18 protein-coding genes are annotated in these 17,277 nt (G+C 55.1%); 9 read left to right on the top strand and 9 right to left on the bottom strand.

Features of this window, described 5'->3' with window-relative positions; all coding sequences use genetic code 11:
- Nucleotides 1-9 precede the first annotated feature (9 nt).
- Entirely contained in the window at nt 10-480 is a 471-nt protein-coding gene (gene ybaK / locus MELB17_RS06150) for a Cys-tRNA(Pro) deacylase (RefSeq protein WP_007349300.1), read from the bottom strand.
- Between the two features lie 109 nt (nt 481-589).
- Nucleotides 590-817 (bottom strand): hypothetical protein, encoded by a 228-nt coding sequence (locus MELB17_RS24490; protein ID WP_157133250.1) that lies wholly within the window; start codon nt 815-817, stop codon nt 590-592.
- A gap of 347 nt (nt 818-1,164) precedes the next feature.
- On the opposite strand from MELB17_RS24490, the gene MELB17_RS06145 reads away from it, so the two are divergent.
- From MELB17_RS06145 to MELB17_RS06135, 3 genes are all read left to right on the top strand, one after another.
- Nucleotides 1,165-1,566, top strand: coding sequence for a PA2779 family protein (locus MELB17_RS06145; protein WP_036183813.1), 402 nt, complete (start codon nt 1,165-1,167; stop codon nt 1,564-1,566).
- A gap of 133 nt (nt 1,567-1,699) precedes the next feature.
- Nucleotides 1,700-2,545, top strand: coding sequence for a PA2778 family cysteine peptidase (locus tag MELB17_RS06140; RefSeq protein WP_264673215.1), 846 nt, complete (start codon nt 1,700-1,702; stop codon nt 2,543-2,545).
- A gap of 156 nt (nt 2,546-2,701) precedes the next feature.
- Nucleotides 2,702-4,000, top strand: a complete 1,299-nt coding sequence (locus MELB17_RS06135; protein ID WP_007349296.1) for a serine hydrolase domain-containing protein — start codon at nt 2,702-2,704, stop codon at nt 3,998-4,000.
- Between the two features lie 24 nt (nt 4,001-4,024).
- Here the strand turns inward: MELB17_RS06135 and MELB17_RS06130 are convergent, their stop codons facing one another.
- Entirely contained in the window at nt 4,025-4,369 is a 345-nt protein-coding gene (locus MELB17_RS06130) for a hypothetical protein (protein ID WP_007349295.1), read from the bottom strand.
- Nucleotides 4,370-4,665: 296 nt separating this feature from the next.
- A complete protein-coding gene (locus MELB17_RS26305) occupies nt 4,666-4,944 on the bottom strand; it encodes a hypothetical protein (protein ID WP_007349294.1) in 279 nt (92 codons plus the stop codon).
- A gap of 349 nt (nt 4,945-5,293) precedes the next feature.
- Here MELB17_RS26305 and queC point away from each other — a divergent pair, with 349 nt between their 5' ends.
- Both queC and queE read left to right on the top strand, forming a co-directional pair.
- Nucleotides 5,294-5,962, top strand: a complete 669-nt coding sequence (queC, locus tag MELB17_RS06120) for a 7-cyano-7-deazaguanine synthase QueC (protein ID WP_007349293.1) — start codon at nt 5,294-5,296, stop codon at nt 5,960-5,962.
- The gene (gene queE / locus MELB17_RS06115; RefSeq protein ID WP_007349292.1) at nt 5,962-6,618 is read left to right on the top strand and encodes a 7-carboxy-7-deazaguanine synthase; all 657 of its coding nucleotides are present in this window, start codon (nt 5,962-5,964) and stop codon (nt 6,616-6,618) included. Before queC ends, queE begins: the two co-directional genes overlap by 1 nt.
- A gap of 9 nt (nt 6,619-6,627) precedes the next feature.
- Here the strand turns inward: queE and MELB17_RS06110 are convergent, their stop codons facing one another.
- A complete protein-coding gene (locus tag MELB17_RS06110) occupies nt 6,628-8,382 on the bottom strand; it encodes an ExeM/NucH family extracellular endonuclease (protein ID WP_227498810.1) in 1,755 nt (584 codons plus the stop codon).
- A 34-nt stretch (nt 8,383-8,416) separates the two neighbouring features.
- A complete protein-coding gene (locus tag MELB17_RS06105) occupies nt 8,417-9,319 on the bottom strand; it encodes a helix-turn-helix transcriptional regulator (protein WP_007349290.1) in 903 nt (300 codons plus the stop codon).
- 272 nt (nt 9,320-9,591) lie between these two features.
- On the opposite strand from MELB17_RS06105, the gene MELB17_RS06100 reads away from it, so the two are divergent.
- The 4 genes from MELB17_RS06100 (at nt 9,592) to MELB17_RS06085 (ending at nt 14,072) form a co-directional block, all read left to right on the top strand.
- Entirely contained in the window at nt 9,592-10,917 is a 1,326-nt protein-coding gene (locus MELB17_RS06100) for an MFS transporter (protein WP_007349289.1), read from the top strand.
- Between the two features lie 175 nt (nt 10,918-11,092).
- On the top strand, nt 11,093-11,518 hold the full coding sequence (locus MELB17_RS06095) for a MarR family transcriptional regulator (RefSeq protein ID WP_007349288.1): 426 nt from the start codon (nt 11,093-11,095) through the stop codon (nt 11,516-11,518).
- Nucleotides 11,519-11,521: 3 nt separating this feature from the next.
- Nucleotides 11,522-12,913: a DHA2 family efflux MFS transporter permease subunit gene (locus MELB17_RS06090; protein ID WP_007349287.1), complete on the top strand. Its 1,392-nt coding sequence runs from the start codon at nt 11,522-11,524 to the stop codon at nt 12,911-12,913.
- A 148-nt stretch (nt 12,914-13,061) separates the two neighbouring features.
- Nucleotides 13,062-14,072, top strand: a complete 1,011-nt coding sequence (locus MELB17_RS06085) for a L,D-transpeptidase family protein (protein ID WP_007349286.1) — start codon at nt 13,062-13,064, stop codon at nt 14,070-14,072.
- 98 nt (nt 14,073-14,170) lie between these two features.
- On the opposite strand, the gene MELB17_RS06080 is transcribed toward MELB17_RS06085, so the two are convergent.
- From MELB17_RS06080 to MELB17_RS06070, 3 genes are all read right to left on the bottom strand, one after another.
- Complete coding sequence (locus MELB17_RS06080; protein WP_007349285.1) at nt 14,171-14,452, bottom strand: Lpp/OprI family alanine-zipper lipoprotein; 282 nt, start codon at nt 14,450-14,452, stop codon at nt 14,171-14,173.
- Nucleotides 14,453-14,715: 263 nt separating this feature from the next.
- A complete protein-coding gene (locus MELB17_RS06075; protein WP_007349284.1) occupies nt 14,716-15,279 on the bottom strand; it encodes a L,D-transpeptidase family protein in 564 nt (187 codons plus the stop codon).
- Between the two features lie 65 nt (nt 15,280-15,344).
- Nucleotides 15,345-17,111 (bottom strand): potassium/proton antiporter, encoded by a 1,767-nt coding sequence (locus MELB17_RS06070; protein ID WP_007349283.1) that lies wholly within the window; start codon nt 17,109-17,111, stop codon nt 15,345-15,347.
- Nucleotides 17,112-17,277: the final 166 nt, after the last annotated feature.

The raw sequence follows: 17,277 nt of genomic DNA, 5'->3' as shown, positions 1-17,277 counted from the left end.
AGTCGGGCATCACTCCTGGCGCAACGCCACAAATCGCCCCTGAGTGAGCGTGGCGAGGTCTTCCGGCGCCAACTCAATTTCAAGCCCCCGCCGACCGGCGCTGACATGAATCCGTTCGAACAGCTGTGCTGACTCGTCAATGAACGTCGTCAGCGGCCGTTTTTGACCCAGCGGGCTAACTCCACCCAGAATATAACCGCTGCTACGCTGCACCTGCTGCTTGTCTGCCATGATGGCTTTTTTGCCGCTCGCTGCTTTGGCAATCAGCTTCATACTTAGCATGGCATTCACCGGTACAATGGCCACCACCAAGGTTTTGGCATCCACCTCCACCACCAGAGTCTTGAACACGCAAGCCGGGTTCAGCCCAAGCTTCTCCGCAGCCTCAGTGCCATAGCCAGCGCTGGCAGGGTCGCGTTGATACTGATGTAGTTGGTGTTCAATGCCCGCCTCGCGGGCGACATCAATAGCAGGGGTCATGCTGGTTCCGGTGGGATTTTTGCGCTGCTTCCGTTATCCGATCTGTCTATTATTTGATCTGTTTATCATCTGGCCTGTTTATATCCGAACTATTTATTATCAAAACTATCTAGTTTCCCAGCACATTGGTGTCACCTTTTTTTGATTTTTTGGCCGCTTTTTTTTCTTTTGCGGTCAAAAGCGGTTTCTTTTTCTCAGATTTTTTACTGTCTTGTCCTTTGCTCATGTCGATTGCCTCTAGCCACAACTGATTGACCCAAAATCCAGTATGGCCCCAATTACGAATAACTGGAAGCACAGAACTTGGTGGTGAAGCAAGATCCGAATAGGTGACCACATCAAGACGCTAGCCTGAAGCTCGTTGGGTATCTTTTCAGTCGGCCCGCCCGCGCGGGAACACCAATTACGGCTACACTTTTGTTAAGACGGTGGCAGTCTGGCCGTCAGTTCTGTGTTTGAGCGCCAACGTCTATGGCTGACCCATGACGTAGGGGGTGAAGGCGCGATGATTTTCTTACCTGGTGCCGGCCATGGCAAGATTATTAATGGGGCCGGGTGCTAGTTGTGAATAACCTGATTTTAACGGAAACTGTTCCACAAGCGGCTTCACTGTCGTACTGAGTGATCCAAAAAAATATACCGAAACAATACACCGAAACAACAAAAGAACATGAGGAACAAACCATGCAGGCAATCAGAGGCTACATGCAATTTATTTCAGGCATCATGGCGATGGTTATGATGTTGGCGTCAATGTGGGCAATACCCGCCTCTGCCAGCATTGTCGGTACCGGCGAATTATTAACAGAGCAGCGTGCCGATATTGACCGCCAGGCCCTGATGGAGATGCTGGAGCGCGATGATGTAAAAGGTACTCTGGCTAGCATGGGTGTCGGGGAACAGGAAGTGCGTGACCGCATTCAAAGCCTGACACCTTCTGAGCTGGCGGACTTCAAACAACAGTTGGCTGAGGCTCCGGCCGGTGAAGGCGTTGTCGGTATCATTGTGCTGTTTCTGCTGGTGTTCATCATTACCGATATGCTTTGCGCCACCGATATCTTCCCGTTCATCAGGTGCTTGCGGTAATGACATCAGCGTGTTCGATTTTTTGTTGAAACCAAGCAGGCTACTCACGGCCGCATTCCTGGGGTTTCTGCTCTCAGGGTGCGCCAGTCGGCCTCAGTGGCCAACCGGCTTCGAAAGCGCTGAGCTTACGGGCGTGCGATTTCATCCTCAGGAACAGTATCAGTGTGGCCCCGCTTCGTTGGCGATGATGCTGAATGCACAGGGTGTGAGTGCCACCCCTGATGAGTTGATTGACCAGGTTTACCTGCCAGAGCGCCAGGGAGCGTTGCAGGTTGAAATGGTGGCTGCTGCGCGTCAATACGGCATGCTGGTGTACCCGCTGGATCCCGACCTAACCAGCGTATTGACCGAAGTGAGTGCGGGCCACCCGGTGCTGGTGCTGCAAAACTTGCGTTTCAACTGGTGGCCGCAGTGGCACTTTGCCGTGGTTATCGGATTTGATAGTGTCCGGGAAGCGCTGATTCTTCACACCGGAACGAAACAAGGCTACCGGCAGAAAGTCTCCGTTTTCATGGCGACCTGGGATCGCTCAGGCCGGTGGGCCCGAATAATAGTGCCGCCGGGCCAAATTCCGGTAACGGCACAGCCGCTGCCTTACCTGATGGCCGCGCACGATCTGGAAACCACACAGCAACCTGTTGCAGCGGAATCTGCCTATCTGGCCGCGGCAAAAGCCTGGCCGGATCAGCCCGCTGCGTTATTGGGGCTAGGCAACATTGCCTATCAGCAAGGCAGGTGGGCCGCGGCAGCCGAACACTATCAGGCCATGACCTATCGGTTTCCAGACATTGCATCGGGTTGGAACAACCTCGCCGAAGCGCGGCTGAAGCAAGGTTGTACCGATGCGGCAGAGGCGGCCTCGATCACCGCGAACCGGTTGGCCCCAGACCGTTTTTTTGTGATTACCCCAGAATCTTCGGCTCCCAAGTCATCGGATGCCAGCATGACCCGCGATTGCCCGGCACCGGCAGCGTATTAAAAGAGGTTTCACGCATGGAGTTGTGCGCTAGGCTTCTTTTGCCCAGCGCCATCTGCTTGGCCGTCCTAATCGGTGTATTTTGGGCTAGGCCGTATAACAATTGAATTCACGCGATAAGCGCGTAACTATGGCGCCGTGCCCTCATGGAGAAATTACATGCTCAGCCCCATCAACGCACTCACTCGCCGCGCCCTTCACACGTGCAGAGTGCCAAAGGATCTTGCCAGCGTTACCTGCCGTGATACGGCCGGGGAAAATCCTGTGTCTGCAGGGTTGCGACCAGAGTCGTTGGAGGCGGTATGGCGCAGTGTTGAGAGTCTTTACCGCACCGGCGTGCATCCGGGTATCCAGATTTCATTGCGTCACCGGGGCGAGTCTGTGCTGCATCGCGCTATCGGTCATGCCCGGGGTAACGGTCCGGACGACAGCGTTGATACGCCGCGGGTAGCGATGACAACAGACACACCCGTATGTTATTTCTCCGCGTCGAAAGCGGTGACGGCCTTTTTGATTCATCTGCTAGCCGAGCAGAGGTTGGTCAATTTGATGGACCCGGTGGCTTATTACTGCCCGGAATTTGCCCATAACGGCAAGCGCACCATCACCCTGCACCAGATACTGTCCCATCGCGGCGGTATTCCGGCGATTCCTGGTGACACGCCACCTGAGGTGCTATGGAACCCGGAAGAAATCTGGCGTCTGCTGTGTGAGGAACGGGCGATGCAGGTAGACGGTTCAAAAGTCTTTTATCACGCTATTACCGGCGGCTTTGTGCTGCAGCGGGTTCTCGAAACCGTAACTGGCCTGACGATTCAGCAGTATCTGGACCGTTATATTCGCAAGCCCATGGGGATGACCTGGTTTACCTATGGCATCGCAGCGGCGGATTTGAACGTGCCAGCGGCTAACTATGCTACTGGCCCGCGGCCTACCTGGCCGGTATCGCGGGTTGTAAAGCGGGCGTTGGGTGGCGATATCAAATCTGTGGAAGCGGTGACGAATGACCCCCGCTTCCAGCAGGCGGTGATACCCGCCGGCAATCTGTATGGCACCGCCGAGGAAATGGGGCGGTTTTTCCAGATGATGCTCAATGGTGGCCTGTGGGGTGGCAAGCGCATCTGCAGTGAGATTACGGTACAGCGCGCAATTCAGCAATTTGGGTCGCTACAGCTCGATCGCACTCTCATGCTGCCTATGCGCTTCAGTGCCGGGATGATGCTGGGGGGCGACCCGGTAGGAGTCTGGGGGCCAAACACCCGTTATGCGTTTGGCCACGTGGGGCTAATTAACAAGTTTTGCTGGGCAGATTCGGCGCGGGATATTTCAGTGAGCCTACTGACCACCGGTTTCCCGATTGTGGGCCATCATTTACCGGCGCTGGGGAAATTTCTGTACAACGTCAGTACAGCGTTTCCGCAATTGCCTGAAGGCCAGCGGGTGAATGTCGGCGTGTAATTTACGGCTGTTTCAGACAGGAGACTAGAGCGTGCGCAGCTGGTCTTCCAGAATGCCCAATACAGAAGAAAGAATGTCGCGAAAGTCGGTCAGGGTCTGCGTGCGCTGGATGATCAGTTCGCGGGCTTCGTCCAGGCTCTCAAGTTTCGGCACGATGCGGCGGATGCCTTCGGTGATCACTTCGTAAGGGTAGTGGTGGTCTTGAATGCTGAGTTTGTTCAGCTCGGCCACTTCCTGGCTGAAAATACTGATGATGTCGTACAGCATGTCTTTGTGAGCGATGCAGCTGGCTTCCCAGTAGGCGTCGTCCAGCAGTTCCAGTAACGACTGGTATTCGCGCAAGGTATCGGTAACAGATGTTTGCGGCATAGCTCGGGCTCGGCAAAGGTGATAAATCAGAACACACTCATGCAATTATAGCAGCGGCTGCCGGGCCAGGGGGCGTAAATCATAACCCACCATGGCCTCAGCGAATGAGCCGCCAGAATGGATTATGAATCTGCTTAGGCAGCCTGTGGCAAACCCTTACAGACGGCATTCCGGCTCGCTATCATAATAGTCCCTGTCATGTTTTTTACGTTGTGCTATCCACCATGCCGGTTATTGGGTATTGGGCGGATCTCTCCTTTTATACGCAGCCTTCGGGTTGCGTTTTTTTTGGAGTGTTAACGGCTGAGACGTTGCCAGGTGTGAGATAGAATCAGGGCGTCGTTTTCGGCCCGGTGCACCGGTAAACCCAGTTCGGTGATGACGTGTTGGCGGGCATCAGGCCATAGCTTAACCTGCCGGCTGTTGAGTAGCACGGACACCGATTCCAGCTGAAATTCCGGTTCTATGGCGGCCGCGCGAAATAACCGGTGCAGCCAGAAGCTGTCGAAAGTGAAGGCATCACAGAACACCTGTTCCGGCAGCAGGCGATTTAGGGCACGCGCTACGGTTACCACATCTTCGCCGTTCTGGGTCAGTTCATCGCGTTCAATGCCGTGAATCTGTTCTGCGCTTTCTGACCAGTCCAGCCAGGGCTCACAGGGTTTTATTAGCCAGCTATGCAGGTATTTACCATTCAGGCACAGGCCAGCCTCAATAGGATAGCTTGCGATAAGATCAAGGCTGGACGCTTCGAAATCGATAAAGGCTGGAATCTGGTTACTTATAACGTCACCTGTTATAGCTGGAATGCATTTGTTAATGAGTTTACCTTGCCGCCAGGGTATGTGCGAACCCAGCCTGCCGGCAGGCTGTTACAATAAAGCCATTTAAAGCACATCGACCGCCCACCTAACGGACGCCTGAATGACTGACACCGTGGTTGTAATTTATTCCGGAGGCATGGATTCCTTCACGTTATTGCACAAGGCACGTGCTGATGGCTTGAACGTTCATGCCATCTCTTTCAACTATGGCCAGCGCCATGTGCGTGAACTGGACTGTGCCCAAGAGGTTTGCCAGCGACTTGCTGTACCACACAAAGTGATTGATATCCGTGCCATGGGCGACGTAATGGCAGGCTCTGCGTTAACGTCTGAAACCATTGACGTGCCTGAAGGGGATTACCAGGAAGGTGCTATGAAATCTACCGTGGTGCCCAATCGCAATATGATCTTGCTGGCACTGGCCACCGGCTACGCCGTCACCGTAGAAGCCAGCGCCGTATGGTTCGGCGCCCACGGTGGCGACCACGCGATTTACCCGGATTGCCGTCCTGAGTTTGTGGCAAAAATGGACGCAGTTTGTAAAGTTGCAAACTACCAGCCGGTAGCGGTGGAAGCTCCGTTTATGCACTTCACCAAAGGCGACATTTTGGCCCTCGGTTTACAGTTGAACCTGGATTACAGCCATACCTGGACCTGTTACAACGGCCGTAGCAAAGCCTGTGGTCGTTGCAGTTCCTGTGTGGAACGGTTGCAGGCGTTTGCCGAGCATCAGCAACAGGACCCTGTTGCCTACGAGGTGCAATACTGATGTACCGGGTAAAAGAAGCGTTTTATACCCTACAGGGCGAAGGTGCCCAGGCCGGTCGCGCAGCGGTTTTCTGCCGCTTCAGTAAATGCAATTTGTGGACTGGCCGGGAGAAAGACCGTGCCACCGCAGTGTGTGATTTTTGCGACACCGACTTCGTGGGTACCGACGGCCAGAATGGCGGCGTTTTTGCTACGCCTGAGGCCTTGGCAGCGCATATCGCGGGGTTGTGGCCCGTAGCACCTGGCAAGCCCTATGTGGTGTGCACGGGCGGTGAGCCGCTGCTGCAGCTAGACTCTCCATTGATTAATGCCCTGCACCAGGCCGGATTTGAAATTGGCGTTGAAACCAATGGTACCCTGCCGGCGCCTGCCGGCATCGACTGGCTCTGCGTGAGCCCGAAGGCTGATGCGCCAGTGGTCATTGAACGCTGCAACGAACTCAAGCTGGTGTACCCACAGCTAAAAGCCATGCCCGAGCGATTTTTGCACATACAGGCCGATCATTTCTTTTTGTCGCCCATGGCCTCGCCGTCGGTGCCGGAAACCAGCACGGATGTGATCAAGCAGAGTAATACGCGTAGAGCGACTGATTACTGTCTGGCGAATCCACGCTGGCGCCTGACGTTGCAGATGCACAAAATTATCGGTATCGATTGAGCGCGGGCTTTACAGCTTTATATCGGTAATCAACGGGTTGTGATCGGAAGAACGCCAAGGCTGCGGGCTTGAATGGCTGCGGTAATCCGCGATTCGGGGCTGATCTGCGTTGATATTCCACACCTTTGCCGACAGCACCCGCGGTTTTAACGCCGCGGATGCCAAGGCGTGATCCAGTGACCCCCGAGCCCCTTTAAAGCGATAACTGTAGTGTTCACAGAGCACCGGCGTGCACGGATGGAAGTGCGCGACCATATTGGTGTAACCAGCGCGGGCCAGTTCGCTAATGGGCTGCTCTTTGCTGTAGCTGTTGAAATCGCCGGTGATCAGGGTGCCCGCCAAGGCGTTACTTTTGTCTAGTTGGCCCAGCTGCTGGTGCAGTGTTTTTGCCTGTTTTACTCTCACCACGGTGTAGCAACCCTGGCCATCGTTCTGTTGTGCGTTCTCACCCCTGGCGTTGCGGCAAGATTTTGATTTCAGATGCACGCTCACCAGTCTGAGCGACGGGCCGCCGCTTTTCAGGGCAAAACGCTGGGTTAGCGAGGGGCGTCCGCCGCCGCCCGACAAATACTGCGCTGGCCCAAGCGCGTTTACTCGATCCGCGCGGTACAGCAAACCGTTGCGGATGGCGTCTTTTTGCATAGCCGAGTCAACCGGCACCACAAAGCGCCAGTGTGGCCCAAGACTGGCGGCTAACTGGGCGATGGCGCTGTTGCTGCCGTAGCCATCGTTTTCCAGTTCAGACAGCGCCAGCAAATCGGCACCAGCCTGATTCAGGCCCGCGCTTAAACGTTGCAGCTGGCGCTTGTACTGGGCCTGGGTTTTTGCCCCACGGCTGGTTGGAAAACCCTGGCCGCGGCCATCACCGTTGAACAGATTGTTCAGATTCAGGGTCATAACCCTCAGATTCGCGCTTGTTGGCCTTGCCGGCACCGGGTCAGGCAGCGGAGGCGGTTTCAGGCTGGGTATCTGATCAGGCTGAAGGCGCCAGGCGCCGTAGCGATAATCCAATACGCCGGTCAGGCCGCGAACCTCTGTGCCAGCCACCAGGCTGGAAGCGGCTGAACCCGGCTGTGTGGCGCTGTAGGCTGGTAGCCAGTCCAGTGAGGGCGGGTTGCGTCGAGCGTGGCCATCATCGAGAACCAGTGTGTTCACGGAAGTCAGGCTGGCGTGGCGCAGGGCAGCTGTTCCGGGAGCCATGAACTCGGTAGATATCAAAGGGTCTTTGGCCGCCAACGATACGTCACCAAAGCGCGTTAGCTGATGGCTGTCGGTAATCTTGAGCGGGCCGTTAATGCGGACGCGCATGTTTTCCAGGCTTTCAGGCGCTCTTGTCCAAGGCAAAGACACTTCCACCGGGGCTGGGAGTGCCTGGTTGCGGCACACCTGTAAATCACTCACCGCAACCAGCTCTGTCAGCCCGTAGTGTTCTTTGACTTTGCCGGTAACGCGAAGGCGTTGGCCCGAGCGGCCTTCTTTATAACGGGTATAAACAAACAGTGCGGAAGAGCGAGTAGAGTCCGCAGGCGTATTAGCCTGCTGCAGGTAAAACCCGGAGAAGCCGCCGGCCTGGCGTGAGTCCCGGGTTAATACGCCTTCAACGGTAACGGTTTGACCCACCAGCGCCGAGGTGTCTGTATTACCCTGAACCTCAGTAATGACTGTTGCAGATTGTCCACAGGGGTTTGCTGCTGCTAACGCTGGGAATACCAGCACTGAACAGCAGAATAAGCGGATAAAAATCGACTCAGGGCGTGTGATCACACGCGGAACCTATGGCACATTCGAGCGCTTAACCTTAACCACAGGCGGCGATGGTTTTAAGCGCCTGCTCGCGTTTGCTGCCAAAGCCCAGGCTGTCCGGGTTGATCAGCTCCAGCTGCTGCACCAGTGCGTCAGGATGCTGGGTGTTTATGGTAATGCCCAGCTGCGCCAGAACATAGGGCGCCAGTGCAGCGCGGCTGGTTACCGTTAATTTTCCGTGTTGCATGTCGTAATCGTTAGCGATAATAAGTTGCTGCGGCTGGGACAGACGCTGGTCTGGCGCCACGTCCAATGTAACCTGACGATTCCAGTCGTCGTCTTGGGAAACACTGTGGCGAACTTTCTGGCGCAGCAGTTCAGGAACGCTGCGTAGACGGCTGATGGCAAAGTCGCGGAATTCGCGATTGGCATCACACCAGGCGCGAACGTGCCATTGATTGCCTGCGCATACCATTGTATGCGGTTCCAATACGCTGTGAACCGCTTCCGGGCGGCTGAGAGATACGTAGCTGGCTCGCAGTTGTCGGCCACCGCGAATAGCTCTGACCACGGCGCGCATGGTGGCTGGGTCAATCACCCGTCCGGGGCTTGAAACCGAATGGCTGCCGGGTAGCCGCACCTCCAGTGAGGCAAACACACTGCTGAGCTGTTGCTGGCTGGCCACCAGATCTTGGTATTCGCTGATTTCGCCGCGGGTAACCACCGGCTTGAAATTGCTGGCTGGCACGTAGCCCTTCAAGTGACGGTCGTATTCCAAATTACCAGGCGCCAGTTCACGCAGATAGGTGTTAATGTCTTTGGACGCTTGCTGGCGGCCAATACCGAAACTATAACAAATGTGGTTGGTTGTCAGACGACCTTCCCACAACGCAACGGCCTCAATCAGGCGATATCGAACCAGTAAGTCCCAACGAATGGGCCATTCTGTTTTTTTCATAACGATGAACTCATCAATTGTGCGTAAGTTGATTATGGTACATTTTCACAAACATGTGATCTGTTACGGCGCATTAATGTAAAAAATTGTAAAATTTCTTGTTCTCACTGGCTAGAACACCGAGTAACAGCGGCAAGTGCCTAGTGCATTGGCGATGTTGCGGCTGTTTAATGGCGGTGCGTGAAAAGCGCTGCCGTTCGACCGGAAAACATCTGTTGCTGCGATCACCAACACCACATCATATCCTCACCTGGTAATTCCGGAGTTCCGCCATGACCCGAATGGTCGCCTCATTGTTTGCGCTGCTTCTTAGCATCGTGCTGCTGAACGGCGGAAACGCTTTTCTGATGACGTTGCTGGGTATCCGCTTGAGTATTGAGAGCGTTGCGCCGGATACCATTGGTATGGTTCTGGTGTGTTACTCCATTGGTTTTGTGCTGGGCACTTTATTTGTGCAGAAAGTGGTATCGCGGGTAGGGCATATTCGCGCTTTTGCCGTGTTTGCGACCATCGCTGCGGTGGCATCACTGTTGTATCCCATGGCCATTAACATGGTTTTCTGGGCAATTTTGCGAGTGGTTTCGGGATTTAGCATGGCTGGCGTTCTGGTGGTCATCGAGAGCTGGTTTTCCAGCCGTGCGACCAACGCCAACCGCAGTACCCTGTTTGCGGTTTATCAGGTGGTGTATTTGCTGGCGGCTGTAGGTGGCCAGTTATTGATCAATGTGGGCAATCCCGCAGATTATGTGCCTTTTTCCCTGGCGGCGATTCTATTGGTGCTGGCCCTGGTGCCCCTGGCAATGACGCGAATGGAGGCGCCGGAAATTGCGCCTTCACCGAGACTGTCTGTGTTTACACTGGCGCGCGAGTCGTTTACGGGCGTGGCCGGGGCCGTGATGGCGGGCATACTGATTGGCAGTTTTTACGCGCTGGGGCCGGTTTACGCCACCCTGATAGGCCTGGGTGTAAGTCAGACCGCGAACTTTATGGCCAGCGCTATCCTTGCCGCCATGCTTCTGGCCTGGCCGATTGGCATTTTGTGCGATCGCTTTGACCGCCGTCGAATCATGTTCTGGATATCGGTGCTGGCGGCCATTGCTGCCTTGGTGGTCAGTATGCTGGGTAGCCATCAGTTACTGGCATTAACGTTGGCCGTGGCGGTATTTACAGGCCTGTCTGCAAGTATTTATCCGGTGGCCGTGGCGATCACCAACGACCGTATGGAAAGTTCTCGCATTGTTGCAGCCAGTGCTACGTTGCTGCTCAGTTATGGCATTGGCAGCGTGATCGGGCCAGTGGTGCTGTCTAAACTGATACAGCTTTTGGGCCCAGAGGGCCTGTTTTATGGTTATGCCGCTGCCCTGATCGTGTTGGCGGCGGCGACCAGTTATCGCATTACCCACACCGAGGACATCGCGGTGGAGGATCAGGAGCACTTTGTGCCGGCCATGCCTGAAACGTCTATGGTTTTCGCCGAAATGGATCCCCGCAACGCGGAGTTTACCGATTCGCCAGAGGTCGTAGCGGATTCGGCAAACGGCGAGCCGGATGAAAGCTCCATAGCCAAAGACGGCCTCCAGGATGCGCCTGCCCGCTAAAAGGCGGGCGCCTTGGTTTCCCTGCTTTCAAATATTGCTTACTATTGCGAATCTGTATTTAAGCGCATGGTTAGCATGCTATTATCGGATTTTTCATAAAATAAGTTGTAGGCATTGCCAGTTCTGTGGCTTTCGTGGTGCCGGCGGCTTGCCAAAAACTCAGGAGCAATCACCGATGAGAGAGCAGTTTCCGTTTACCATTGCACGTGTGACCCGTCGCTGGCGCAAAATGCTGGACGAACGGTTGAAAGATCTGGGCGTTACCCAGGCGCGGTGGAGCACCATGTTCTATTTAAAAGCGGGTGGTGAAGGTTTAACTCAGCGCGAACTGGCCAGTTTAATGGCCATTGAAAATCCGACACTGGTGCGTCTGTTAGACAGCCTGGAAGGCCAGGAGTTGATTGAGCGCCGCCCTTGCCCGAATGACCGCCGCGCCCGCCGCCTGCATTTGACTGACGGTGGCCGTGCGTTTATGGACGAGATGACCACCCGCGCAGATCGCCTACGTGACGAAATGCTGGAAGGCGTCAGCGAAAAAGACATCGAAGTTACGCTGCGGGTTTTTGGAACGATTCTGGAAAACGCGCACAAGCAAAGGTAAACGGTGGCAGACAATTCGGTAACGGGGCTGCAACAGCGCTACGGCGAGCGCTGGCGCTGGCTTGCCGTCGCCACGGTTATGGCAGGTACCATGTCAACGGTGCTCAGCGCTACCGTGGTGAACGTGGCGTTGTATGACATCATGCTGGAGTTCGGGGTGCGCCAGGGCCAAATCCACTGGCTTGCCACCGGCTTTATTGCAGCCATGACAACCACCATGCTGGCTTCCTCTTGGTTGCTGGACCATTTTGGCATCCGCAAAACCCTCGCGACAGCCATGGCGCTGTTCACCGTAATATCCCTGCTGGGAGGCTTTGCCGCTAGCCCAGAGCAACTTATTGCGGCGCGCATTGGCCAGGGCGCCATGGCTGGATTGATGCAGCCCATGGCTATGTATCTGGTATTCCGAATTTTCCCCCGCAACCAGCGCGGCCGAGCCATGGGCATTTACGGTATGGGCGTGGTGTTGGCACCGGCTCTGGGGCCGGTGTTGGGCGGCTTTCTGGTAGACGAACTGACTTGGCGCTACGTGATGTTCGCGCCAGTGCCGGTGACGGCTGCTAGCGTGTTTATGGTTTGGCGCTTTCTGCCGAGTCCAGAGAATAAACCCAAACCCTATCCATTGGATGTGCCGGGGTTGGTGCTGCTGGGCACCGCCATTGGTTTATCTCTCGACAGTTTGAACAGGCTGCAAAATGTGGTCGGCCAGGGTGCGTTCATTGCTTCAGAGGCCGCGACAGCATTGCTGTTCCTGATTTTATTCGTGTGGCGTGAACGCAGTGCCAGGCACCCCTTGGTGAATATTGCTCTATTGCGCAAACCGGTGTTTTTGTACGCCAATCTAGGTGCCATGGCTATGGGCCTGGCGCTGTTCGGCTCCACCTACCTGATTCCTTTATTCGCTCAGACCGCATTGGGTTCCAGTGCCACCGAGGCCGGTCTGTTAATGTTGCCTGCGGGTATCGTTCTGGGCATTGTTTTTCCTATTGCCGGTAATATGGCGGACAAACACAGCAGTCGTAAACTGGTTATTTTTGGCATTCTGGCATTTACGTTGTCGGCCACACTGTTTGCGCTGTCTGGCTTCGAAACACCTCTGGGCTGGCTGGCCCTGTGGGCAGCGGTGGGAAGGGTTGGTATAGGTTTTATGTTGCCGGCACTGTCGATGGGTGCGTTGAATCCTTTGGCGCCAGAGGAGCTGGGCGCAGGGTCCAGCACCATCAGCTTTACCCGACAGCTTGGCGGGGCCTTTGGTGTCAACATGGTCGCATTGGCCATCGAACACGGTGATCATCAAAACGGCATGCCCACCGTAGAGGCGTTCCAGTTTGCTTGGTGGATGGTGGCGGTATTTTTGGCGCTGGCGATTATTCCAGTGTGGAAAATGCGCACCTGACAGCGCCGGTATTCATTGCCTTTTGCAGCCAAGCGCCAGTAATCTACTCGCTCTGCCGCCGGGTTCCTTTTGTGGCCTGTGCGCAATGGAACTCCTGGCTGGGTCCAGGGTCTGAATTTTGTCTATTTCTGTCTTTGGGTAGAATGTTATGGGTGTGAAAATGCGTTTATTGACACTGTTGCTGAGTGCAGCCTTTGCGCCTTTGCTGCTGGCTCAGGGCGCAGCGAATCCTGTTCCGGCTGATAAGGCAGCAAGAGTGGCTACCTACAGTATTCAGGGCGATGTGGCCGGGCAGTTGAGTGTGTTCAAAACCCGCTACGAAGACACCTTTGCAGATATAGGTATCGCTGAGGCTCTGGGTTATCTGGAACTGGTGAAAGCCAACCCTGGAGTAGACCCGTGGCTGCCCGGCGAAGGCACCCGTATTACTTTGCCCCGGCACTATGTTATGCCGGATGCGAAGCGCGAAGGTATTGTGATCAACCTGGCGGAATATCGCCTTTATTACTTCACCGACAGCGGCGTTCAGGTTTACCCGGTGGGCGTTGGTACCGAAGAAAACCCATCACCGTTAACGAACGCTCAGGTGACCATGGCGCTGACTTCGCCAGCCTGGTATCCGCCTGAGAGTATTCGCGCCGAGCACGCCGCTGTTGGCGATTTCCTGCCGCGCATGATTCCGCCGGGGCCAGATAACCCGTTGGGTAGCCATGCGCTTATTCTGAGTGAAAAAGGCTATTTAATTCACGGCACCAATAAAAAATTCGGTGTCGGCATGGCGGTCAGCCACGGTTGTTTTCGCATGTATAACGAAGACATTTCGCGTTTTGCATATCAGATTGCACAGGGCACACCGGTGCAGATAGTCCGCCAATCGGTGAAAGTGGGTGTTGCCAATGGTCAGGTGTGGCTGGAAGTACATCGGCCCCAGGAAGATTATTCGGTAGCGGATCGCAACAAGCTTTGGCTGGCTACCGTGGAACAGTTGGAACGCCTGGCTATTGCTCACCCGGAAGTGGAAGTACGGCGCAGGGCGATTGAAATTGCAGTTGATCAAGCAAGCGGCTTGCCTACGGTGATTGGTGAGAAAATCACATCGGTGGCGAAAGGAGAGCCTGTAAAGGTCCTAGAAAATGCTGGGCAACAGCTGTATTTTTAAGCGCAGGTGCCGGAGAACGCCCAAGCGTGGTTGTTTCAGATACAAAATCAGGACACAAAAAAAGGCCGGAGTTACCGGCCTTTTTTATAGTGCAAAGCTTACTTCTTGCTGGCTTGCTCAAGCATGCGCTTGGCGCGCTCGTTGGCTTCGTCAGCGGATTTTTGAGCAGCTTTGGCAGCAGCCAGAGCTTGGTCAGCTGTCTGCTTGGCAGAGCGGGCAGAACTGGCGGCGCTGTTGGCGGTGTTCATTGCATTTTCAGCCGTTTGCTCAGCTGAATTAGCTGTAGCATTGGCTTCGCCCATAGCAGCGTCATCAGTAGTGGCACAACCAGCAGTCAAAGCAGCTGCCAGTGCTAACCCAGCGATCGTCAGTTTACGCATTGCAAATCCCCTTATTAGTCGTTGTATTTCCCGAAGTCCGATAATCAATGTAGCTGACATCCCGCCAACTCGCCTCCTGCCAAAACAGGTCTAATAGGCGATTAACCACCGAAGCAGCCGACAGTGTAAATCAGTCTGTCACTAAATGTTAACTAAGCGTAGGTAAATGTCCGAAGCTTATGACAACAACGTAATCTTACACGGCGTTCCGTGTCAAAAAATTATTCTAATGCTGACACTTAGCTTACTTTTTAACAACAGCTTCAGGGCAGGATTTCAATCGGGGTGCCATCGCTTACCAGTTGCCAGATTTCATCAATCTCTTGATTGCTGACGGCAATGCAACCGTCAGTCCAATCAAGCCCAAAAAAAGCAAAAGCAAAATCGTCGTCGGTTCCGTTGGGCAGGCCGTGAATCATGATGCTACCGCCTGGGTTCAGGCCCCAGTTTTCGGCCATTTCACGGTCTTTGGCGCTGGGGTAGGAAATGTGAATAGACTTGTAAAATGAACTGCCGGCGTTGCGCCAGTCCAGGGAGTATTCGCCTTCGGGGGTGCGGCTGTCGCCTTCGTAAAGCTTGTGGCCCAGGGGGTTGTCACCCAGTGAAATGCGATATTGGCGGATAACCTGCTCACCACTGAGTAACTGCAGCGAACGCTCGCCTTTTTGCACCAGTACTTTGGTAATAGACGGTAGCTGGTCGATGTCTGACGAATGCGGAAATGGAAGACGGGTGTCTGCTCGCGCCAACAAATCCGAAGCCAGGGCCTGGGGCGTGAGCAAAGTCAGCAGCAGTGAACATAAAACAAACAATCGACCCAGACCCATAAAACCGAATTACCAATGATTAAAGTTAATTCAGAATGTTTATATCATGACTAAAGGTGCAGTTGTTAATGGGTTTTGTCATCTTTGGTGTTGTTATGTTTTGCCTCGGCTGCGTTTTGCTGGGCGTCCATTTTCAGGCCTACCTTGGCAACGGTGTCGCCGTTCATTGAACGCACCACCAGCGTAACCGGCCCCAGAGCTACCAGGTCGCCAATAACCGGGCGGCCCTTAGTACGTTGGGCAAAGCATTCAGCGAGTGACAAGTCTGGCGGCAGTTCATCAAATTCAATGCCGTAAACCTGCTCTACATCGCCCAGCAGAGCGTCGCCGTTCAGCACAAAGTCGCCAAAGAACGCACGTTCGGCCAAGTGGCTGGAAGTGTAGGCACCGCTGAGGGATTTGTTCAGCTCCGGTAAAACGCCTGGCGTGGAAAATACGGCGATAACGTCGCCCTGAATCACTTCAAGATCGGCTTGTGACTGTAGGCACAATTGGTTTCGGAATACGCCGGCCACCGCTGTGTTATCTGGAAGCTTGAGCTGGTCCAGGCGCCGCGGCAGTTCCCAGTTTTTGCCCCGCAGTGGGAACAGCATTAGTTCATGATCGCCGGCGGCCGGAGCGTCTAGCGGAAAACGGCGAAACGGGGCGTTGTCGGCGGGTACTTCCAGTTTCAGCCAGCGCGCCAAAGGTGCCATGGTGGTGCCCTGAACCAGCAATGACACCAGCACGATAAAAAAGGCGGCGTGGAACACCAGTTGCGCGTCTGGCAGGCCGGCAATAATGGGGAACAATGCCAGCACAATAGGCACCGCACCGCGCAGGCCTACCCAGCTGATAAAACCCAGCTCACGGCGGTTGAAGCCAAATGGCCAGAGTGTGGCCATTACGGTCAGCGGCCGAATCACGAAAATGAGTGCCAGCGCCAATATCAGGCCTCCGCCCGCCAGAGGCAGTAACTCCGACGGGGCCACCAAAAGCCCAAGCATAAGAAACAGGCACAGCTGCGCCAGCCAGGCCAGACCGTCGTGCACCTGCAGAATCATCGGCATCATTCGTACAGGCCGGTTACCAATCACCACACCGGTCAGGTAAATCGCCAAAAAGCCACTGCCGCCCAAAGCGTTGGTGGCGGAAAATACCGCAATACCACCGGCGGCTACCAGCAGTGGGTAAAGCGGCGGCGCCAGGCGCATCCGATTGGCCAACGCGACGACGGCGACGCCACCGATTAATCCGGCAATGCTGCCAATGCCAAACTGTTCCACCAGTAACCGCAGGGCGGGGCCAACGTTGTTCTCACCTGCGTTGCCAATCAGCGTGACCATCAGCAACGTCAGGAAAATGGCCATGGGGTCGTTGCTGCCAGACTCGATTTCCAACGTGGCGCTGACACGCTCGTTAAGATGAATGCCGCTGCCTTGCAGCATCGAGAACACCACTGCAGCATCGGTAGACGAGATAATGGCGCCAATCAGTAGCGCCAGCATCCAGTGCAAATCAAACACCCACCAGGCGACTACGGCTGCGCCGGCAGCGGTTAGAAAAACACCGAGGGTAGCCAATACCAGAGCAGGGCGCAGGCCAACACGGAAGGTTTCAGCACGGGTGCGCATACCACCGTCTAGCAGAATAACGCCCAGGGCCAGATTGGCGATCAGAAACGCCAGCTGGTAATCATCAAAACGTATGCCGCCTGGCCCGTCTTCGCCCATCATCATGCCGACCACTAGAAAAATCAGCAGCACAGGCATGCCCACCCGGCTAGACAGCGGGCTTAAAACAATGCTGATAACCAGCATCAGGGCACCCACTAGGGTGAGCATCGGGTCCATCACAACTCCACATCAAGAATGGCAAGCAAGGCTAAGCAACAGGGTCGCGTTGGCCTGCTGTAAGTCTGCCCATAGCCGGCACGGTTAACAAGTAGAGTTGAAGCGGGTTGCGCCGGGTATGTCGCAGGCTTTGCCGGCTGGGTTCAATCATCTGCGCCTCCGTTGT

It is taken from the genome of Marinobacter sp. ELB17 (assembly GCF_000169375.1).
Classification (GTDB): domain Bacteria; phylum Pseudomonadota; class Gammaproteobacteria; order Pseudomonadales; family Oleiphilaceae; genus Marinobacter.
This window is presented reverse-complemented; position numbering and strand designations above follow the sequence as displayed.